Source organism: Mycobacterium sp. SMC-15 (genome assembly GCF_045310925.1).
Taxonomy (GTDB): Bacteria; Actinomycetota; Actinomycetes; order Mycobacteriales; family Mycobacteriaceae; genus Mycobacterium.
Window position 1 is genome coordinate 202,381 of sequence record NZ_JBJIAJ010000003.1, and the last position, 17,612, is coordinate 219,992.

A 17,612-nucleotide genomic window follows, 5' to 3' on the forward strand; every position below is an offset into this window, starting at 1 on the left:
GTCTCAGCGGACCGTCGTGCGGAACCGATCCCGGTAGGCCTTCGGCGACACGCCTAAGTGGTCGGTGAATACCCGACGGAGAGTTTCGGGGCTGCCGAAACCTGCTCGGTGCGCGGATTCGGTGACGCTGTGGCCGGCATCGAGCGCGGCGCGGGCGGCATCGATACGTACCGTTTCGACGTAGCGTGCCGGGGTGGTCCCGAGCTCGGCCTGAAACAGCCTCGTCAGTTGACGGCTGCTCAAGGCGGCTCGCCGGGCGAGCGCATTCACGCTGTGGTCGGCGGCCGGGTCGGCCGCGACCGCATCGGTGACCCTGCGCAGCGCAGACTCCGGGGGCGGATCGGCCTCGACCAGCGTCGAGAATTGTGACTGTCCGCCTGCGCGTTTCAGATAGACCACCAACCATCGCGCGACCTCGCGAACCAACTTGCTGCCGTGATCCATTTCGACCAACGCCAACGCGAGGTCGATACCGGCTGACACGCCGGCCGAGGTGTAGACATCGCCATCACGTACGAAGATGGCGTCCGGCTCGACCGAGATGTCGGGGAATGCCCGCGCGAGCAGCCGGGCGTCGTGCCAGTGGGTGGTGGCACGACGGCCGCTGAGCATGCCGGCCTGAGCCAGGATGAACGACCCGGTGCAAATGGACGCCAAGCGCCGTGTTCGGCCAGCCAGCGATTTGACGGCTTCAACAAGTGCGGGGTCGATGGGGCGTCGGGGCAGATAATCACCGCCGGCGACCAAGACGGTGTCGGCGGAACCGATGGCGGCAAGGCTGTCGGTGACACCCAACCGTGCGCCGATCGAGGTTGTCACATCGCGGCCATCCACCGAGGCGATCTTGACCACGTAGTTCGCGCCAAACCGAGTGGCTTCGACGAAGACTTCTGCTGCCCCTGCGACATCGAGCATCGTCACCTCATCGAAGACGACGATCACCACCAGCCGCGACCCGGCACCGACGTCAGTCACGCAGCCATTATGTCGCGACTACGTCAAGCGGCGGATTCTGGCGGCTTTCAACGCCGGTATGAAGCATGGGCCGCAGAGCACCTTCGGCACCATGAACGCCGATGTCCTCGCTCATTTCGACCCCGAGTTCATGCCCGTCAACTTCGCCGAACTGATCCTCAACAACCCCTGGCCCGAGTAGGCCCCGAGAACGCGGCTAACCGCGGATCCCCGCAATGGTGTCGGCCAGTGTTTCCCGAGGGGTTCGGAACACGATGCCGAGCTCACGCTCGGCAGGGGTGTCATCGGATTCGGGCATCTGGGTGTAGTACTGCATCCCGGCCTCGGTGAACGGAGTCGAGATCGGCAGCACCTGCTCGACTTGATCCAAGACGCGGCCCGCCCAGCGCAGCGCGACGTCCGGTATCGGCAGCGCGACCATGGGCGAACCCGACAGCTCTTGCAGCAGGCTCGCCAACTCTCCCGGCGGTACCCGCTGGCCACCGGCCATGTAGCGGCGCGGGCCCCGGCCCGGCTCCAGCAGCGCGAGATGCATTGCCGCGAGGTCACGAACGTCGATCACCATCCAGGCACTGCCGCGCCCGGGGATGACATGCATCTGCAGCGCGGCGCGTACACCTTCGCCGGCCTCCCCCAGCCGGTCTCCGACCGGCGGCCCGAGCACCATGCCCGGATAGGTGATGTTGACGGGGGCACCTGCGTCCTGCAGTCCGCGCGCGTAGAGGTCTTCACGGGCTTTCGACTGTCCATATCCGTCAGCGCCCCCGGCCACCGGCAGGTCAGCCCGCAGCATCGTCAGTCCCGGGTGAAACAGCGCAGTGAAACTGGAGACGTGAATGATCGGGTCCAGCCCCAGCTCGACCGCTCCGCCGAGCACGTTGTGGGCGCCGGCCGAGTTCGTGGCCAGCATCTGCGCCGTCTGGCGTGGATCGGTGGCCACCACGGCGGCAGCGTGTATGACCGCATCGCAGCCGCGCAGAGCCTCGCGCACCGAGTCCGCGTCGGTGATGTCACCGACGACGTAGTCGGACACATCGACACCCAGCCGCTCCACGCTGCTGTGCAGCCCCGCGGGGTTTCGGACCAGGAACCGCACCCGGTGCCCGGCATCGGCGATCGCCTTGGCGGTCCAGCCTCCTACGAATCCAGTGCCACCGGTGATCAGTACGCGCATGGTGTCCATTCGCCAATACTGCTGAGGACAGCCCGATTTCGTCCGGTTTTGCGCTAAGTCCGTTTCGGCAGCTGTCCCGCGATCAACGGTGCGATCTTGTCGGCCATGTAGGCGTGACCGGCGTCGGTGGGGTGTACACCGTCCGGACCGATCAGGTCGGGCAGGCCGACGAACCACCGCTCGGCGAGCGGATCGACGAACTCCGCACCGACCACGCGCGCCTCGGTACTGAGGACATCGCGGATCCGCCACACGTTGCCCGGGACGTCGGCGGTGGGCCACGGCGGCCCGATCACCAGCATCCGCGCCCCCGGCGCGGTCCGGCGGGCCAAGCCCAGGGTGTCGGCGATCAGTCGGCCCAACTCGCCCGGATCGACGTCCTGGTCGTTACGCGAGCCGAAGAACACCACCAGCGCGTCGTCGGGTTGCACCGCGCGGCGGGTCAGGTCGCCGTACAGGGCGCCGCGGTTGCCGCGCACGCCGTAACCCGCACCGCCCTCGGCGGCCACGTCGGCACTGACGTACACCCCGCGGCCGGCCAGGTTCTGCCATGCCCGCTCGGTCCAGTTCGCCGCACCGCGGCCGGTGTCCTCGTAGCCGGCGGTGTAGGAGTCACCGACCACCGCAATCCGATTCGGGGAGGCACTCAGCGGCACCGTCTCGTAGTGGCGCGGCGACTCGTGATCGCGCGTCAGGTAACCGGTCCCTGCCACCACCGCGACGACTCCGGCCACCATCACGACGGCGAACGCCATCACCCGACTCACGGCTACCTCCCCCAATCAACTTCAGCGAAGACTAGCCGGAACCGCGACCTTGGGTTCGCCTAGGACACCGTCGTCCGAGTCGTTCGAATCGTCCAGGTCATCCAAGCCGTCCGGCTCCACCGGTTCGACCGCCAGGGGATCTTCGGTCGGTGTCACCTGGGCCGACTCGGGCCGGGCGCCGATCATCTTGCGCATCCAGTGCCGACCGGGCTCTTCAACAGCGTGGAACAGCAGCATCGAGAGCAGCGTCGCCGCCACCAGCAAGCCGCACACCATCCACTTGGCCGCGGTCGCCCCCTCGTCGAGCACAATCTCGAATTGCTGTGCCGCCCAATTCCAGGACGTGTGCACCAGCTCGTGGACCATGTACAGGCAGAACGAGATCTGCCCGCCGTAGACCATCACGCGGGTGGACAACAGCGCCGGAAGGCTGCCGATGCCGATCGCCAGGGCCATCACCAGCGGCACGAACAGCACATCGACCAGGCCGCCGCTGTCGTAGAGCCCCGAGATCGGGTGGCCGTCGAAGTAGTACAGGACACCGACCATCGCGACGATGAGCAGTGCGGAGCAATAGCCCGCGGCACGGCGGAACCGGTCCGTCGGGTTGATCTTGCGCACCGCGGCACAGGCCAGCGCGCCCGCGGTGAACTGCATGACGATGCGCGGCAACCAGCTCCACGGGCTGTAGAACTGGCCGGTCGCCAGCAACAGCAGCAGCGGCGGGAGCGAAGCGATGATCGCCAACGCCGCCAGCCCGCGCGCCGAGGTCACCCGCATCATCCGGTACACCGCCAGCACCAGCACCCCGAACAACAGATAGGCCAGCCACTCGGCACTGATCGACCAGGCCGGACCGTCCCAACTCGACCCGTCGAAGAACGGCTCGAACCACAACTGCACCAGCAGGACCTGGCGCACATAGCTGATCGCGGTGATCCGGCTGAGATCCTCGGTGGGGACATGCCCGACGTGCAACGTGAAGATGACCCACAGCAGCGCCAGGTGCATCGTGACCAGGTAAATCGGCCAGACCCGGGCCAGGCGCAACCACAAGAAGTGCACCGTGGCGCGTGCGGAGAACGTCTCCCCCATTCGCTCCAGGTAGTTCCAGGTCAGTACGAAACCACTGAGGATGAAGAACAGGTCGACGCCCTGAGCACCACGGTCGAGCACCGGGGCGAGCGCATCGCTCAGCTCCGGGGACGCCAATCGCAGCAAGGGCCGGAAGTGAAACAGCACCACCCACACCGCGGCGATGATGCGAAGCCCGGTCAGGGCCTTGATCTCTCCGCTGCGCACAACACTCTTTCGCCGGGTGATTCCGCATGTCCTGGCTGCCTCGGGTGCGGGCCCGCCGAGACGGCCCGGTGATCGGCAGCCGCAACCCGGTAGCCGGCAGCCATCGAAGACTAGCAGCGGGACCGTCCCGGGTGAAGTAATCAGCCGGGCACGTCGGCGACGATACCGACGGGGCGGTTGTGAATACTGTAGCGATGCCAGACGACTACCAGGTTGGGCGCGGAATCGCCGACATCACCGGCGAGCCGGCCGAGTGCGGAATGCTCGGCTACGGCGTGGCCTCACAGCAGACCGACGGACTGCACAACCGGCTGCGCGCGCGGGCGTTCGTCATCGCCGACGCGGCCGCCGGCACCCGGCTGCTACTGGTGGTCTGCGAGGTGCCGCTGCTGCTGGAAAGCGTGCACCACGACGTGCTCGAACGCCTGGCCGCGACCTATGGCGACCTGTACACGTTCCACAACGTGATGCTGACGGCGACGCACACCCATTGCGGCCCTGGCGGTTACTCCGACCACCGGCTCTACAACTCGAACACCAACGGGTTCCGGCACCAGACCTTCAACGCGATCGTCGATGGGATCTGCGAAGCCGTCGACGGGGCGCACGCCGACCTGGCTCCCGCCAGCTTGAGTCTTGCCGTGGGCCGCCTGCACGATGCCAGCAGCAACCGTTCGCCGTCGTCGTTCGCCCGCAACCCCGAGCCCGAACGCGCCCACTTCCCGGACAAGATCGACCCGCAGACCACCTTGCTGCGCATCGAGCGCGACGGCCGGCTGGTCGGTGCGGTGAACTGGTTCGCCACCCACGGCACGTCCATGACCAACCGCAACACGTTGATCAGCGGGGACAACAAGGGCTACGCCGCCTACCAGTGCGAACGCCTGGACCACGGCGTCGACTATCTGGCAGCCACGCCACCGGACTTCATCGCGGCCTTCGCCCAGACCAACTCCGGCGACATGTCGCCGAATCTGAACCATCGCCCCGGCAGCGGCCCCACCGAGGACGAGTTCGAGAACACCCGAATCATCGGGTCCCGCCAAGCCGCCGCGGCCACCGAACTGACGCTGGGGCACGGCACCGAGGTCACCGGGGGTCTGGACGCCCGCACCACCTACGTCGACCTGACGGACTTCGAGGTCCGGCCCGAGTTCACCGGTGACGGCCGGACCCACCGCACCGGGCCCGCGATCGCGGGCGCGTCGTGCCTGGCCGGCACCGACGAGGGTGCCGGCCCGTTGTACCCCGTGTTCAAGCAGGGCCGAAATCGCATCTTCGACGGCCTGGTCGCCAACACGGTGTTCCGGCTCTCCCCCCGACTGCGCGACGCGCAGGCGCCGAAGGGCGCGGTAGGGCCGGGAACCCGGCTGAACAAGGCGCTGTCGATGCTGATGCCCGAGGGCGGACCGGTGCAGCTGCTGCGCATCGGGCAGCTGTACCTGATCGGCATTCCGGCCGAAGTGACCATCGTGGCTGGTCTGCGGTTGCGCCGCACGGTGGCCGAGATCGTCGGCGCCGAACTGCGAGACGTGCTGGTGGCGGGCTACAGCAACGGCTATCTGCACTACGTGACGACGCCGGAGGAATACGACGAGCAGCGCTACGAGGGTGGCAGCACGCTGTTCGGGCGCTGGGAGCTGCCCGCACTGCAGCAGGTGGTGGCCGAGCTGGCCACGGCGATGCGGGAGCGGCGGCCGGCGCCCGAAGGCCGGCGCCCCGCCGAGCCGTCCCGCCGGCGGCGGTCACGTCGCCGGGCAAAACCGGATGCGCTGGCCGCCGGTCAGCGGTTCGGCGATGTCTTGGAAGCTCCACAGCCGGCGTACCTTCCGGGTGCCACGGTCTCGGCGGTGTTCGCCGGCGCGTACCCGAACAATGATCTGCACCGCGGCGGCACCTATGTGCGGGTGGAGCAGCAGAGCGGCGACGGGTGGACCACCGTGGCCGACGACAGCGACTGGTCGACGACCTTCCGCTGGCGACGCGCCGGCCGGCGCGGGTCGACCATCACCGTGACCTGGGCGATTCCCGAAAGCACCGCCGCCGGGCGGTACCGGCTTCGCTATGACGGCGACGCGTTGGACCGAGACGGGCGTATCAGTGCGTTCACCGGGGCAACCGAGCCGTTCGAGATCTCACCAAAGCGTTAATCGGCCGCCCAAGAGGCCTTAACTTCGCCGCATAACGTCGGGAAACATCGAGGTCGGCACAGCTGCCGACAACGATCGACATGGAAGGCGGGGGCTGGCATGGCAATCGAGATCACTACACGAGGCACTGCTCGGATCAACCCGGTCGTCGAGTGCGGCGAGGCGCAGATTCGGGCGCACTACCGTCACCTCGCGACGGTGATCGCGATCCGGGGCCGGATCGATGCCAGCAACGTGGACCAGCTCAGCGAACACGCCCGGCGCTTCGTCCTTGCGAAGGAGCCGCTGGTGCTCGACCTGAGCGGGGTCACCTCGTTCGCCGCCGCCGGCATCTGGCTGCTGTGCGTCCTGGACGGCGACTGCCGTGCCGCGGGCGTGGAGTGGACCCTCATCGAGAGCTCGCCGGTCCGGGAACTGCTCGGCGACTTCGACGAGGACGCCATGTTCCCGACGTCACGCTCGGTGGACCAGGCGCTGCACGCCCTTGCCGACGGCAACGACCAGCGCCGCCAGATGCTGCTGCCGCTGTTCCAGAAGTCGGCCTGAGATAGGTCGGAGCCTCGCCACCGCCCTGCGCTGGTGGCCGCCGGTCGGCGTGCTGGCGACATTGGCCCTCGGCTGGGCGGTGGGCCGCGGCTCGACACCCATCGATAACTGGTTCAGTCACGCCACCTTCACCCTGATCGGCGAGCAGCCCCGGTGGCTGCTGATCTTCACCAGCGGCTGGTTGGTGTTGGGGGTGACGGTGGCGTGCCTGGCGGTGGCCTTATCGCGCAGGCAGTGGGCTTTGGCGGCCGCGGTGCTGGCCTGCCCGTTCGCGGTCACCGTCGCCACCATGGCACTCAAGCATCTCTTCGACCGGCGTAATGGGCCCTACCTCGAATACCCCAGCGGCCACACCGCGCTGTTGGTGGCGGTGCTTGGCATGATGGTCGTGGTGGCCGGTTCGAAGGTGGCCCGACCGTGGGCCCTGACCGCAGCCGCGCTGGTCAGCCTGCTGGGCATGCTCGGGTTGGTGGCCTGCGGCTACCACTTCTTCACCGACACCGTGGGTGCGGCGATGCTCGCCACCGCGCTGGTCTGTGGAACGGCTCGGTTAACGTCTGCGCTGTGATCGTGCTGCTGCCCCCGTCGGAGACCAAACGCGCCGGCGGCGACGGACCACCGCTGCGCCTCGATGCATTGGCGTCTCCGGAACTCACCGGCCTGAGGGCGGAACTGGTCGACGAGCTGGTGGGTTTGGCCGCTGATCGCGCGGCCAGCCGCAGCGCACTGGGGTTGTCGGCGTCGCAGGACGCCGAGATCGAGCGCAACGCCGCACTGCGTACCGCTCCCACCGCGCCGGCGATCAACCGCTATACGGGCGTGCTGTACGAGGCACTGGACGTCGACTCGTTGCGCGGCGCCGCTGCCGCCCGGGCCGGCGCCCGGTTGGCCGTGGGTTCCGCTTTGTTCGGGCTGTTGCGGGCCACGGATCCGGTGCCCGCCTACCGCCTCTCGGCGTCCTCGAAGCTGCCCGGCCAACCGGGATTGGTCAAGCGCTGGCGGCCGGTGCTGGAACCGGTGCTGGCCGAGATCGCCGCGGCCGAGCTGGTCGTCGATCTGAGGTCCGGTTCCTATGCGGCACTGGCCGCCGTTCCGGGCTCCGTTCGCGTCGACGTGGTCGCCGAGCACCCCGATGGGCGACGAGTCTCGGTGAGTCACTTCAACAAAGCGCACAAGGGCCAATTGGCGCGGGTCCTGGCCACCACCAGGACCGAACCCGATGATGCCGCCGCGGTGGCCGCCATAGCTCGGCGGGCCGGGATGCGGGTGGAACGCGACGTCCGTCGGCTGACGATCGTGGTGGCCGCATGATCGGGAGGCTGGCCGCGATCGCGCTGATCATGGCGGGATCGGCTACCGGCCTGGCATCCGCCGCCCCGGCGGTGCCGCCGGTCAGCCCGAAGGCCGGCGCCGCCGGGTTCGTGGATGTCCGCACCGCGGTGCCGGACGCGATCATCGATCTGCGATATGCCACCGCGAACAACTTTGTGGGCGAACAGCTCTACCCGTCCAACGCTCGGTGTCTGGTGCACGAGTCGATGGCGCCGGGGTTGGCCACGGCGGGCGCCGCGCTGCGCAGCCGAGGCCGAATTCTGGTGTTCTGGGACTGCTACCGGCCACACAACGTGCAGGTGCGGATGTTCGAAGTGGTGCCGAACCCGAACTGGGTGGCCCGGCCGGGATCGCTGGCCCGCAGCCACGAGACCGGGCGGTCGGTCGACGTGACCACCGCCGACGCGTATGGGCGGCTGTCGGAGATGGGCACCGGATTCGATGACTTCTCGCCGGCCGCAACGGCATTCGCCGACGGGATCAGCGCTCGCGCCGCGGCCGAGCGGGCCGCCCTGCGTGACGCGATGAGTGCCGGTGGTCTGGCTGTGTATTCGGGCGAGTGGTGGCATTTCAACGGCCCCGGCGCCGACGTGGGGCGCCCGATCCTCGACGTGCCGGTCAATTAGGTGGCGGCGCCGCCAGGTGCCGTTCCACCGATTCGACCTTGGTGTGCATGGCGTCGACCGCGCCGTCTCGCCAGTCGGCTTTGATCACCGTGCTGACCCGAGGTGAGCGGGCCGCTACCGCTTCCACCGCCCGTTGCACCACAGCCATCGCTTCGGCCCAGGTGTCGCTTTCGATCACGGTGAACATGGAATCGGTGCGATTGGGCAGTCCCGACTCCCGAACGACGCGCACCGCTTCCGCGACGATCTCGCCGACTCCCTCCCCCACACCGAGCGGCGTAACCGAGAACGCAACCAAGACCGACACGCGACTCACCCCTCCCGGAAGGCACCACCGCAAGCCTACTTAGCATCGAGGCCGTGCGAGTTCTGGTCCAGCGTGTCTCATCGGCCCGCGTCAAGGTCGACGGTCAGACGGTCGGCGCGATCGAGCCGGACGGCCAGGGTCTGCTCGCTCTGGTCGGCGTGACCCACGCCGACGATTCCGCCACGGCGCGGCGGCTCGCCGAAAAGCTTTGGCAGTTGCGCATTCTCGACGATCAGAAGTCGGCAGCCGATGTGGGTGCGCCGATTCTGGTGGTCAGCCAGTTCACGCTCTACGCCGACACCGCCAAGGGGCGGCGGCCATCGTGGAATGCCGCGGCCCCGGGCCCGGTCGCCGAACCGCTGGTCGCCGAGTTCGCCGAGGCACTGCGAGGCTTGGGCGCGCAGGTGGCGACCGGGCAGTTCGGGGCGCATATGCAGGTGGAATTGGTCAACGACGGCCCGGTGACAGTGCTGCTCGAGCTCTGAGCCGAAACCGCACTGCGCCCGGTGCCGTGGACGCTAACGTGGCCCGATGAATACAGCCGCCAAGGTCCGTTGTGGCGTCTACGCCGTGATTGCCGTTGCCGCGTTGGTTGCCACCTGGAGCCAGAATCTGGCCTACCAAGGGACCGACTCGTTTTTCTCCCGGTGGCTGCCGGACACCGTAGTGACACCGGCATCACGCTCGATAACCGCCGACATCCTGATGCTGTTTCTGTCGGCGGCGGTGTTGATGGTCGCCGAGGCCCGCAAGCACAACGTGCGGTTCGTCTGGGCCTATATCTTCGGCGGCTTCCTCACTGCCATCAGTTTCACGTTCCCGTTGTTTCTGATCGCCCGCGAACGTCGGCTGGCCGCCGAGGGTGCATCGGCGCCACGGCTGGGTGCGCTCGATACGGCACTGCTGGCCGTGGTCACGCTGGTGCTGGTCGGCGCCACCCTGTGGGTCGATACGCGGTAGGGCCGCGACGGTCGGCGTTCCCCAGTGGCCACGGCTATCCACAGTTGGCGATCCTGTCAACAGACCTTGATCAGCCGGCTCCCCTGTCAGACCATCGAACTATTGTTCGATACATGGGTAGGAATGCGATCGCGGATCGGGACACCCTTCTGGGGTGCCTGGACGCGATCGAGGCCGCCTATGCCCAGCTCGAACAGTGCTCGCTGGATGCCTTGAATGCCGAGGAGTTGGTCGCGGTGCTGGCCCGCCGGGAAGCGTTGGCGTGGCGGGCACCGGTGGTCGATCACCGGATCCTGGCCCGGCTGGTCACCGACGGCGATCCCGGCGCTTTGGGGGCATGCTCGCTGACCAAGGCATTGGCCGAGCGGTTGCGGATCAGCAGCGCGAGCGCGCGGCGTCGATTAGCGGAGGCCGCTGAGTTGGGTCCACGCGCCGCGGTGACCGGGGAACCCTTGGAGCCGGCCTTGCCGGAACTGGCCGCCGCACAGGCTATGGGTCGGATCGGGCCGGAGCATATGGTGATCGCCCGCAAGGCGTTGGCGAAAATACCGGCCACGGTCAGCGCTACCTATCGCCAGCGGGCCGAGCGTGACCTCGCAGTGCTGGCGAGCCAATTCGGGCCGGAAACCTTCCAGCGCCTAGCCGAGCATCTGGTGGCCGTCCTGGACCCGGATGGGGATTTCACCGACCGGGAACGCCTGGCCCGGCGCGGGCTGCGGCTCGGCCGGCAGGGCATCGATGGGATGAGTTCACTGTCGGGGCGCATCACACCGGAGCTGCGAGCCACCCTGGAGCCGATCCTGGCCAAACTCGCCGCCCCCGGTATGTGCAATGCCGCCGACGAACAGCCCTGTGTCAGTGGTACCCCATCCCAGCAGCAGATCCAGCGTGATGATCGCCGACCCGATCAACGCACCCACGACGCCCTACTCGCCGCTTGCCGCGCAGTGCTCGCCTGCGGAGACCTCGGCCAACTCAACGGGCTGCCGGTGACCGTCATCATCTCGACCACCCTGGCCGAGCTACACGCCGCAGCCGGCCACGCACCGGTGATCGACTCCGCCGCCACCGGCAAGGCCCACACCGCCGGAGGGTCGCTGCTGCCGATGACCGATCTGTTGCGGATGGCCGGGCACAGTTACCACTACTTGAGCGTGTTCGACGGCAAGGGCCGGGCGCTCTGGCTGGGGCGTAGCAAGCGGCTCGCCTCAGCGGATCAGCGCATCGTGCTGCATGCCCGAGATCGCGGCTGCACGCGACCCGGTTGCACCGTATCGGGGTATTTATCCCAGGCGCATCATATCGAACAGGACTGGGCCCACAACGGACAAACCGACGTCGACGCCCTCGCGTTGGCGTGTGCACCCGATAACCGGATGGCGACCGAGCAAGGCTGGACCACCACCCTCGGAGACGACGGGCGCGTCGCATGGATTCCCCCACCGAAACTTGAACGCGGCCAACCCCGAACCAATCCCTTTCATTTCATCGAAGCCGTCATCGACTACCACACCCGGGCCAACCCAAAGCCTGACAATGATGGCGATCTGCCCGAGGAACAGCCACCGCGCATCGACGATTGGCCCGCAGCTGGGTGACTGCCGCAGCACTAACGGGGGCTCGGCGGCGCTGGCACGCTCGCCGAGACCGGGGACAGATAGACGCCTATAAGAGTGCGATGCCACCAGGCCCCGTCCCGTCGCCGCTCGGCCCACGTGGTGAAGCGGTACTCGTAGAGCAGAATCCGGACGAAATATGGTGGACTATCCGGAAATGGGTTGTAGCGCAACAGACGTAACGTGTCCCGGTCGTTGCGCAGTAACCGCTGCAGCAGCGCATCACGCCACGCCAACCCGTACCGGGGCGAGAGCGCGGCGAACCACATCAGCCAGTCCAGGCGAAGATGGTAGGGCGCCCATTGATGCGGAAGTCGGTCCACTGCACCGGGTTTTCCCTTGAACTCGTACTCCTGCCAGACGGTTCCCTCGGTGGGATCCGCCTCCGCCGTTCCCTCGATCACCAGCTCCCGACGGGAGCGGCCAACAGTCCCGAACGCGCCGTAGCTGTTGACCAGATGAAGCGGGTTGAAGCTGGCATTCATGCGCTGATTGCGCGATGCCATGTTGCGCACTGGCCAGTAGCTCAGTACCACGACCGCTGCCGCGTACACCATCACCAGCGCGGCGAACCACGTCGGGGCATTAGGCATCTCCGGGGGCTTCAGTCCCGAAATCGTTCCAGTGAACCACGATTCGTCGAGAGCCCCGGCGGCCAAAACGATCGTGATCCAGTTCAGCCAGGCGAAGTTGCCCGAGGCCACCAGCCACAACTGGGTGACGATGATGATCGCGGCGGCCACGCCTGCAATGGGCTGCGGAGCGAACAACCCGAACGGCACCGCCAGTTGAGCGACGTGGTTACCCGCGGCCTCTATGCGGTGCAACGGTTTGGGCAGCTGGTGGAAGAGCCAGCTCAACGGGCCGGGCATCGGCTGGGTCTCGTGGTGGTAGTAAAGGCAGGTCAGGTCGCGCCAGCAAGAATCGCCCCGCAGCTTGATCAGGCCAGCGCCGAACTCGATGCGGAACAGCAGCCAACGGGACAGCCACATGATGAGCACTGGCGGTGCAACGCGGTCGTTGCCCAGGAAGACGGCCAGCAACCCGCTTTCCAGCAGAATCGACTCCCAGCCGAACGCGTACCACGTCTGGCCGACGTTGACGATCGACAGATACAGCCCCCACAACAGCAGCCAGAGGGCCATCACCGCCCACAGCGGAACCAGTTCTCCAGCGCCCACCACCAGAGCCGCGGCCAGTCCCGCACCCAGCCAGCACACGAAAGCAAAGAACCGATCCGAGTAATGCAGATGAAAGATGCTGGGTGTCAGTCGAAACGGGCGGCGTCGCAGATGCTGCGGTACCGGCGTCATGCCGTGTTCGCCGATCAGGGCGCGGAACTGCCGTGCGGCGGCCACAAAGGCGATGACGTAGATGGCCGCGATCCCGCGTTCGAGGACCAGCCGTCCCAGCCAGTACCCGGAACCGCTCAACCACGCCCACTGTGTGCTCACACCTGCAACTCCTCGGTGTGATGTTCATACCACCGGTCGGGGCAGGAATCAGCCGGTTGACAGTGCGCGGTACAGCAGATGCATGGCCACCGTCGTCGAGCGTTCCCGGACGTCGGCCCGGTCCCCAGGCAACCTGGTGGTCCGCGTGGTCATCCGGCCGTCACCGAGCGCCACACAGAAGCACACCGTGCCCACCGGTTTGTCCGGCGTTCCGCCGCCGGGCCCGGCAATGCCGGTGATCGCCACGGCGGTGTCGGCACCGAAGCGGCGCAGCGCACCGGCGGCCATGGCCTCGGCCACCGGCTCGGACACCGCACCGTGTTCGGCGATCAATGCGGCGTCGACGCCGAGCAGTTCGATCTTCGCCTCATTGGAATAGGACACCACCCCGCCGGCCAAGTAATTCGAGGCGCCCGGTGGGTCGGCCAGCCGACCCGCCAGCAGGCCCGCGGTGCAGGATTCGGCGGTCGCGATCTGTCGACCGGACAACAACGCCGCCACCAGATCGTCGATCTGCGAACCGTCTTCGGAAAAGATCGCGCGCGAATGCCGCTCACGGAGCAATGCGAGCAACTGGTCGTAGGCGCCGGCGGCGTCCGGTTCGTAGCGCGTGACGATCTCCAGTTCACCGCGGCGCAGGCAGGTGGTGATCTCCAGCCGGTGGAAATCACCGATGACATCCTGCGCGTGGCGCAGCGTGTCAGCCAGGCCGGATTCGGGCAAGCCGAACATCCGGATCATCTGCTGCTCGTAATGCGTCCGCCCGGCCAGCGCCTCCTTCACCGCCGCCGTCTGTATCGCCTTGTGCCACATCGGCTGCAGCTCGCGAGGTGGTCCCGGCAGCACCACAACTGTCGGCGTGCCGGGCACCACCACGCCGGGCGCGGTGCCTACCGGGTCCAGGATCGTCGCGCCGGCCGGGACCATCGCCTGTTTGCGATTGGCTGCCCGGACCGTCGCGAAATCCGGAGCGCCCGGACCCGTGTAGCGCGCCATCATGGGTTTGATGATGTCGGCGATCCGGGCTTCCAGCTCGTCGTCGAGCACGACGTCACGACCGCAGAACCTGGCGACGGTCTCGACCGTCAGATCGTCGGCCGTCGGCCCCAGGCCGCCGCTGGTGATGATCAAGTCCACACCCTCGGCGGCCAGGAACCGCAGCTGACTCTCGATGTCCCTGGGCCGGTCGCCACAGATCGTGATGTGCGCCAACTCGACTCCCAGTTCCAGGAGCCGATCAGCCAACCACGGTCCGTTCCGGTCGGTCACACGTCCGGTGAGTACCTCGGTACCGGTGACGACGATTCCTGCGCGTGCGCTCACCGGTCCGAGATTACGCAGTCAGCGTCAGGGCAAGCCCGGAATCAGCATGACCTCCATCGGCGACGCCGGAGCAACCGGAACGGTCGGCAGATACCCGGTGGGTGCGAACGCCGTCGGCGCCGCCGCCACCGGCGCCGGACCGCCGAAGTTCGGCATCGGGAACGGCAGGACCGAGCTCAGGCTCGCCGGAAGGTTCCCCAAACCGGGCAGGCCGGTGGCCGAGGCCTGCTGCTGCGGCATCGCACTCGGCGACGGCGGCACGTTGAAGGTCGCGGTCGCCAGCGGTGCTTGGCCCGGCGTCGCGGGCGGAGCGAAGGTGGTGCCGCTCAAGGCCGACGTAGTGGTCTGCAGCAATTGCTGCGGGAGGCTCGTCGAGGACGCGACCATCTGCTCGACCACGCCGGGCAGCCCCGGGTTGATCGGCACCGTGTCGGCGTTGGCGGTGGCGCTGGACGCCAGCGCGGCAATGAACAGTCCCGCCGCGGCGCCGGCCGCGGCGGTCAGGTACTTACGGATTCGTGACATGGCTTTTCCCCAATCCCAACAACTACAAGGTCGGGACCGAAGTTAGCCGTGTGAAAACTGATGCCTGTGTGACACGAGGGGCGTTTATGCAACCGTTGCGAACCGGAGCCGCGGCAGTTACCGAGCCGGCGTCAGCGGGCCAACCAGCTCGCCGTCTTCGCGAGTTCGGTGGTGTAGGCCAGCAGGATGCCGTCCTCGTAGTGGGCCCCGCCATTGATGGTGGTGCTGTCGCGCCAAATCGCGTGAACCTGGTAGATCCCGCGGCTGTAGATATCGACACGCTCACGCTGGGTACGCCGCCAGCCTTGCTGCTCTGCCTTTTCCGACAAAGTTTCCCGCGCGTCGGTCGCGGTGGTCTCACTGGTCATGAAGCCGACCCTCTTTTCGCATAGGCCAAACACGCTATCAGCTGCCCAGATGCCTCCCCCTGCGGCGCGGCGCGACACCAGCCCGGTCGACGAGGCACCGACGTAACATCGACGGCGATGACCGCAGTACCGAGCGATCCGATCGCCGATGTCGCCCGAACCGAACCGGGCGCCCGGATCGGGGCGTTCTTCGACCTGGACGGCACGTTGGTGTCCGGGTTCACTGCCACCGCACATGCCGGCGACCGGATCCGCCGACGCCAAGCCCGTGCCGGTGAAGTGTTCGGCGTCGTCGAGGCTGCCGTGCGGTATCGCCTTGGACGCATGCAATTCGAACGATTGCTGGTGCGCGCGGCGGGTTATCTGCGCGGCGAGTCCATCAGTGAACTCGACGACGTCGGCGCGCGGCTGTTCTCCGACCACATCACCAGCCGGATCTATCCCCACATGCGCGAGATCGTGCGGGCGCATCAGCAGCGTGGCCACACCGTCGTGCTGAGTTCCTCGGCACTGACCATCCATGCCGAACCGGTGGCCCGCTTCCTGGGGATCGCGCAGGTGCTGTGCAATCGCTTCGAGCTCGACGACCGGGGCATCCTCACCGGTGACATCGTCAAGCCCGTGGTGTGGGGGGCGCAGAAGGCGGCCACCGTGCAGGAGTTCTGCACTGCCAACGGGGTCGACCTGGACCAGAGCTTCTTCTACGCCGATGGCGACGAGGACGCCGCTCTGATGGCGCTGGTCGGCCGACCTCGGCCGGTCAACCCCCGGCCCCGGCTGGCGGCGCTGGCCGCCCAGCACGGCTGGCCGGTACTGCGCATCACCGGCCCCGGTCGCACGGGCGGGCGGTCCTGGCGCCGCGCGGCCGATTTCGGGGTGGCGGTGCTGCGCGCATTCTCCACTCGCTGACCTACCCGATGCCCCAAGACACGATTGCCGGTAGTGTTAGGTTTCACCAGCACACCTAGGCCCGACTGGCCTCGTGATGCCGCATCTGGTACTTAATTAGAACACGTTTCACTTCGATCCCACGCCCCGTGAAGGAGTCCGTCATGCACACTCCCCTCTGCGACGAACTCGGCATCGAGTTCCCGATCTTCGCTTTTACCCACTGTCGCGACGTGGTCGTCGCGGTGAGTAAGGCCGGCGGTTTCGGGGTGCTGGGCGCGGTGGGCTTCACCCCGGAGCAGCTCGAGATCGAGCTGAAGTGGATCGACGAGAACATCGGCGACCACCCGTACGGTGTCGACATCGTCATCCCGAACAAGTACGAGGGCATGGACTCCGGACAGTCCGCCGAGGAACTGGCCGAATCGCTGCGCAAGATGGTTCCCCAGCAGCACCTCGACTTCGGCAAGAAGCTCCTCGCCGAACACGGCGTGCCCGTCGAGGGCGCCGACGCGGACAGCCTGCAGCTGCTCGGCTGGACCGAGGCGACCGCCACCCCGCAGGTCGAGGTGGCGCTGCAGCACCCGAAGGTGACGATGATCGCCAACGCGCTCGGGACTCCCCCGGCCGACATGATCAAGCACATCCACGAGGCGGGTCGCAAGGTCGCCGCGCTGTGCGGCTCCGCGCGACAGGCCCAGAAGCACGCCGCGGCCGGCGTGGACATCATCATCGCCCAGGGCGGCGAAGCCGGCGGACACTGCGGCGACGTGGGCTCGATCGTGCTGTGGCCCGAGGTCGTCAAGGCGGTCGCACCGGTGCCGGTGCTGGCGGCGGGCGGCATCGGTAGCGGCCAGCAGATCGCTGCGGCGCTGGCGCTGGGCGCACAGGGCGCCTGGACCGGTTCGCAGTGGCTGATGGTCGAGGAGTCCTCGAACACCGAGGCCCAGCACGCGGCCTACATCAAGGCCGGCAGTCGCGACACCGTCCGCAGCCGCTCCTTCACGGGCAAGCCGGCACGGATGCTGCGCAACGACTGGACCGAGGCGTGGGAAGCTCCGGAGAACCCGAAGCCGCTGGGCATGCCGCTGCAGTACATGGTCTCCGGTATGGCCGTGCGTGCCACGAACAAGTACCCGAACGAGAGCGTCGATGTCGCGTTCAACCCGGTCGGCCAGGTCGTCGGACAGTTCACCAAGGTGGAGAAGACCGCGACCGTCATCGAGCGGTGGATTCAGGAATACCTCGAGTCCACCAGCACCCTGGAAGCCCTCAACGAAGCATCGGGCGTCTGATCGG

General features: G+C 67.4%; 19 protein-coding genes and 1 pseudogene. 11 read left to right on the forward strand and 9 right to left on the reverse strand.

Going from position 1 to position 17,612, the window contains the following annotated elements; all coding sequences use genetic code 11:
- Window positions 1-3 precede the first annotated feature (3 nt).
- A complete protein-coding gene (locus ACJH71_RS05975; protein ID WP_406757093.1) occupies window positions 4-975 on the reverse strand; it encodes a GlxA family transcriptional regulator in 972 nt (323 codons plus the stop codon).
- Window positions 976-1,000: 25 nt separating this feature from the next.
- On the opposite strand from ACJH71_RS05975, the pseudogene ACJH71_RS05980 reads away from it, so the two are divergent.
- Window positions 1,001-1,156 (forward strand): annotated as a pseudogene (locus ACJH71_RS05980) (diguanylate cyclase); the annotation flags it as partial.
- Between the two features lie 15 nt (window positions 1,157-1,171).
- On the opposite strand, the gene ACJH71_RS05985 reads toward ACJH71_RS05980, so the two are convergent.
- From ACJH71_RS05985 to ACJH71_RS05995, 3 genes are read right to left on the reverse strand one after another with little or no spacing between them, the layout of a single operon-like run.
- The gene (locus ACJH71_RS05985; protein ID WP_406757269.1) at window positions 1,172-2,149 is read right to left on the reverse strand and encodes an NAD-dependent epimerase/dehydratase family protein; all 978 of its coding nucleotides are present in this window, start codon (window positions 2,147-2,149) and stop codon (window positions 1,172-1,174) included.
- A gap of 53 nt (window positions 2,150-2,202) precedes the next feature.
- Window positions 2,203-2,916, reverse strand: coding sequence for an Rv0518 family GDSL lipase (locus tag ACJH71_RS05990; protein WP_406757094.1), 714 nt, complete (start codon window positions 2,914-2,916; stop codon window positions 2,203-2,205).
- 21 nt (window positions 2,917-2,937) lie between these two features.
- Window positions 2,938-4,218 (reverse strand): acyltransferase family protein, encoded by a 1,281-nt coding sequence (locus ACJH71_RS05995; RefSeq protein WP_406757095.1) that lies wholly within the window; start codon window positions 4,216-4,218, stop codon window positions 2,938-2,940.
- A 194-nt stretch (window positions 4,219-4,412) separates the two neighbouring features.
- On the opposite strand from ACJH71_RS05995, the gene ACJH71_RS06000 reads away from it, so the two are divergent.
- From ACJH71_RS06000 to ACJH71_RS06020, 5 genes are all read left to right on the forward strand, one after another.
- Window positions 4,413-6,368 (forward strand): neutral/alkaline non-lysosomal ceramidase N-terminal domain-containing protein, encoded by a 1,956-nt coding sequence (locus ACJH71_RS06000; RefSeq protein WP_406757096.1) that lies wholly within the window; start codon window positions 4,413-4,415, stop codon window positions 6,366-6,368.
- A gap of 99 nt (window positions 6,369-6,467) precedes the next feature.
- A complete protein-coding gene (locus ACJH71_RS06005) occupies window positions 6,468-6,914 on the forward strand; it encodes an STAS domain-containing protein (RefSeq protein ID WP_406757097.1) in 447 nt (148 codons plus the stop codon).
- A gap of 49 nt (window positions 6,915-6,963) precedes the next feature.
- Window positions 6,964-7,482 (forward strand): phosphatase PAP2 family protein, encoded by a 519-nt coding sequence (locus ACJH71_RS06010; protein WP_406757098.1) that lies wholly within the window; start codon window positions 6,964-6,966, stop codon window positions 7,480-7,482.
- Window positions 7,479-8,225: a peroxide stress protein YaaA gene (yaaA, locus tag ACJH71_RS06015; RefSeq protein WP_406757099.1), complete on the forward strand. Its 747-nt coding sequence runs from the start codon at window positions 7,479-7,481 to the stop codon at window positions 8,223-8,225. Before ACJH71_RS06010 ends, yaaA begins: the two co-directional genes overlap by 4 nt.
- Complete coding sequence (locus tag ACJH71_RS06020) at window positions 8,222-8,872, forward strand: M15 family metallopeptidase (protein WP_406757100.1); 651 nt, start codon at window positions 8,222-8,224, stop codon at window positions 8,870-8,872. The genes yaaA and ACJH71_RS06020 overlap by 4 nt, the downstream gene beginning before the upstream one ends.
- On the opposite strand, the gene ACJH71_RS06025 is transcribed toward ACJH71_RS06020, so the two are convergent.
- Window positions 8,865-9,179, reverse strand: a complete 315-nt coding sequence (locus tag ACJH71_RS06025; protein WP_406757101.1) for an MTH1187 family thiamine-binding protein — start codon at window positions 9,177-9,179, stop codon at window positions 8,865-8,867. The two genes, ACJH71_RS06020 and ACJH71_RS06025, sit on opposite strands and share 8 nt — an antisense overlap.
- A 53-nt stretch (window positions 9,180-9,232) precedes the next feature.
- On the opposite strand from ACJH71_RS06025, the gene dtd reads away from it, so the two are divergent.
- The 3 genes from dtd to ACJH71_RS06040 all read left to right on the forward strand — a co-directional run bounded on the left by dtd (window position 9,233) and on the right by ACJH71_RS06040 (window position 11,737).
- Window positions 9,233-9,664 (forward strand): D-aminoacyl-tRNA deacylase, encoded by a 432-nt coding sequence (dtd, locus tag ACJH71_RS06030; protein ID WP_406757102.1) that lies wholly within the window; start codon window positions 9,233-9,235, stop codon window positions 9,662-9,664.
- Window positions 9,665-9,710: 46 nt separating this feature from the next.
- Window positions 9,711-10,139 carry a DUF2834 domain-containing protein gene (locus tag ACJH71_RS06035; RefSeq protein ID WP_406757103.1) on the forward strand — a complete coding sequence of 143 codons (429 nt, stop codon included), beginning with the start codon at window positions 9,711-9,713 and terminating at the stop codon, window positions 10,137-10,139.
- A 113-nt stretch (window positions 10,140-10,252) separates the two neighbouring features.
- Complete coding sequence (locus ACJH71_RS06040) at window positions 10,253-11,737, forward strand: HNH endonuclease signature motif containing protein (RefSeq protein ID WP_406757104.1); 1,485 nt, start codon at window positions 10,253-10,255, stop codon at window positions 11,735-11,737.
- A gap of 11 nt (window positions 11,738-11,748) precedes the next feature.
- Here ACJH71_RS06040 and ACJH71_RS06045 read toward each other — a convergent pair whose 3' ends face one another.
- The 4 genes from ACJH71_RS06045 to ACJH71_RS06060 all read right to left on the reverse strand — a co-directional run bounded on the left by ACJH71_RS06045 (window position 11,749) and on the right by ACJH71_RS06060 (window position 15,425).
- Window positions 11,749-13,209: a lipase maturation factor family protein gene (locus ACJH71_RS06045; protein WP_406757105.1), complete on the reverse strand. Its 1,461-nt coding sequence runs from the start codon at window positions 13,207-13,209 to the stop codon at window positions 11,749-11,751.
- Window positions 13,210-13,257: 48 nt separating this feature from the next.
- Window positions 13,258-14,532, reverse strand: coding sequence for a competence/damage-inducible protein A (locus ACJH71_RS06050; protein ID WP_406757106.1), 1,275 nt, complete (start codon window positions 14,530-14,532; stop codon window positions 13,258-13,260).
- A 24-nt stretch (window positions 14,533-14,556) separates the two neighbouring features.
- Window positions 14,557-15,057: a hypothetical protein gene (locus ACJH71_RS06055; protein WP_406757107.1), complete on the reverse strand. Its 501-nt coding sequence runs from the start codon at window positions 15,055-15,057 to the stop codon at window positions 14,557-14,559.
- Window positions 15,058-15,188: 131 nt separating this feature from the next.
- Complete coding sequence (locus ACJH71_RS06060) at window positions 15,189-15,425, reverse strand: hypothetical protein (protein WP_406757108.1); 237 nt, start codon at window positions 15,423-15,425, stop codon at window positions 15,189-15,191.
- Between the two features lie 117 nt (window positions 15,426-15,542).
- Between ACJH71_RS06060 and ACJH71_RS06065 the strand changes: the two genes are divergently transcribed.
- Both ACJH71_RS06065 and ACJH71_RS06070 read left to right on the forward strand, forming a co-directional pair.
- A complete protein-coding gene (locus tag ACJH71_RS06065; protein WP_406757109.1) occupies window positions 15,543-16,334 on the forward strand; it encodes an HAD family hydrolase in 792 nt (263 codons plus the stop codon).
- Between the two features lie 143 nt (window positions 16,335-16,477).
- The gene (locus ACJH71_RS06070; protein WP_406757110.1) at window positions 16,478-17,608 is read left to right on the forward strand and encodes a nitronate monooxygenase; all 1,131 of its coding nucleotides are present in this window, start codon (window positions 16,478-16,480) and stop codon (window positions 17,606-17,608) included.
- Window positions 17,609-17,612 lie beyond the last annotated feature (4 nt).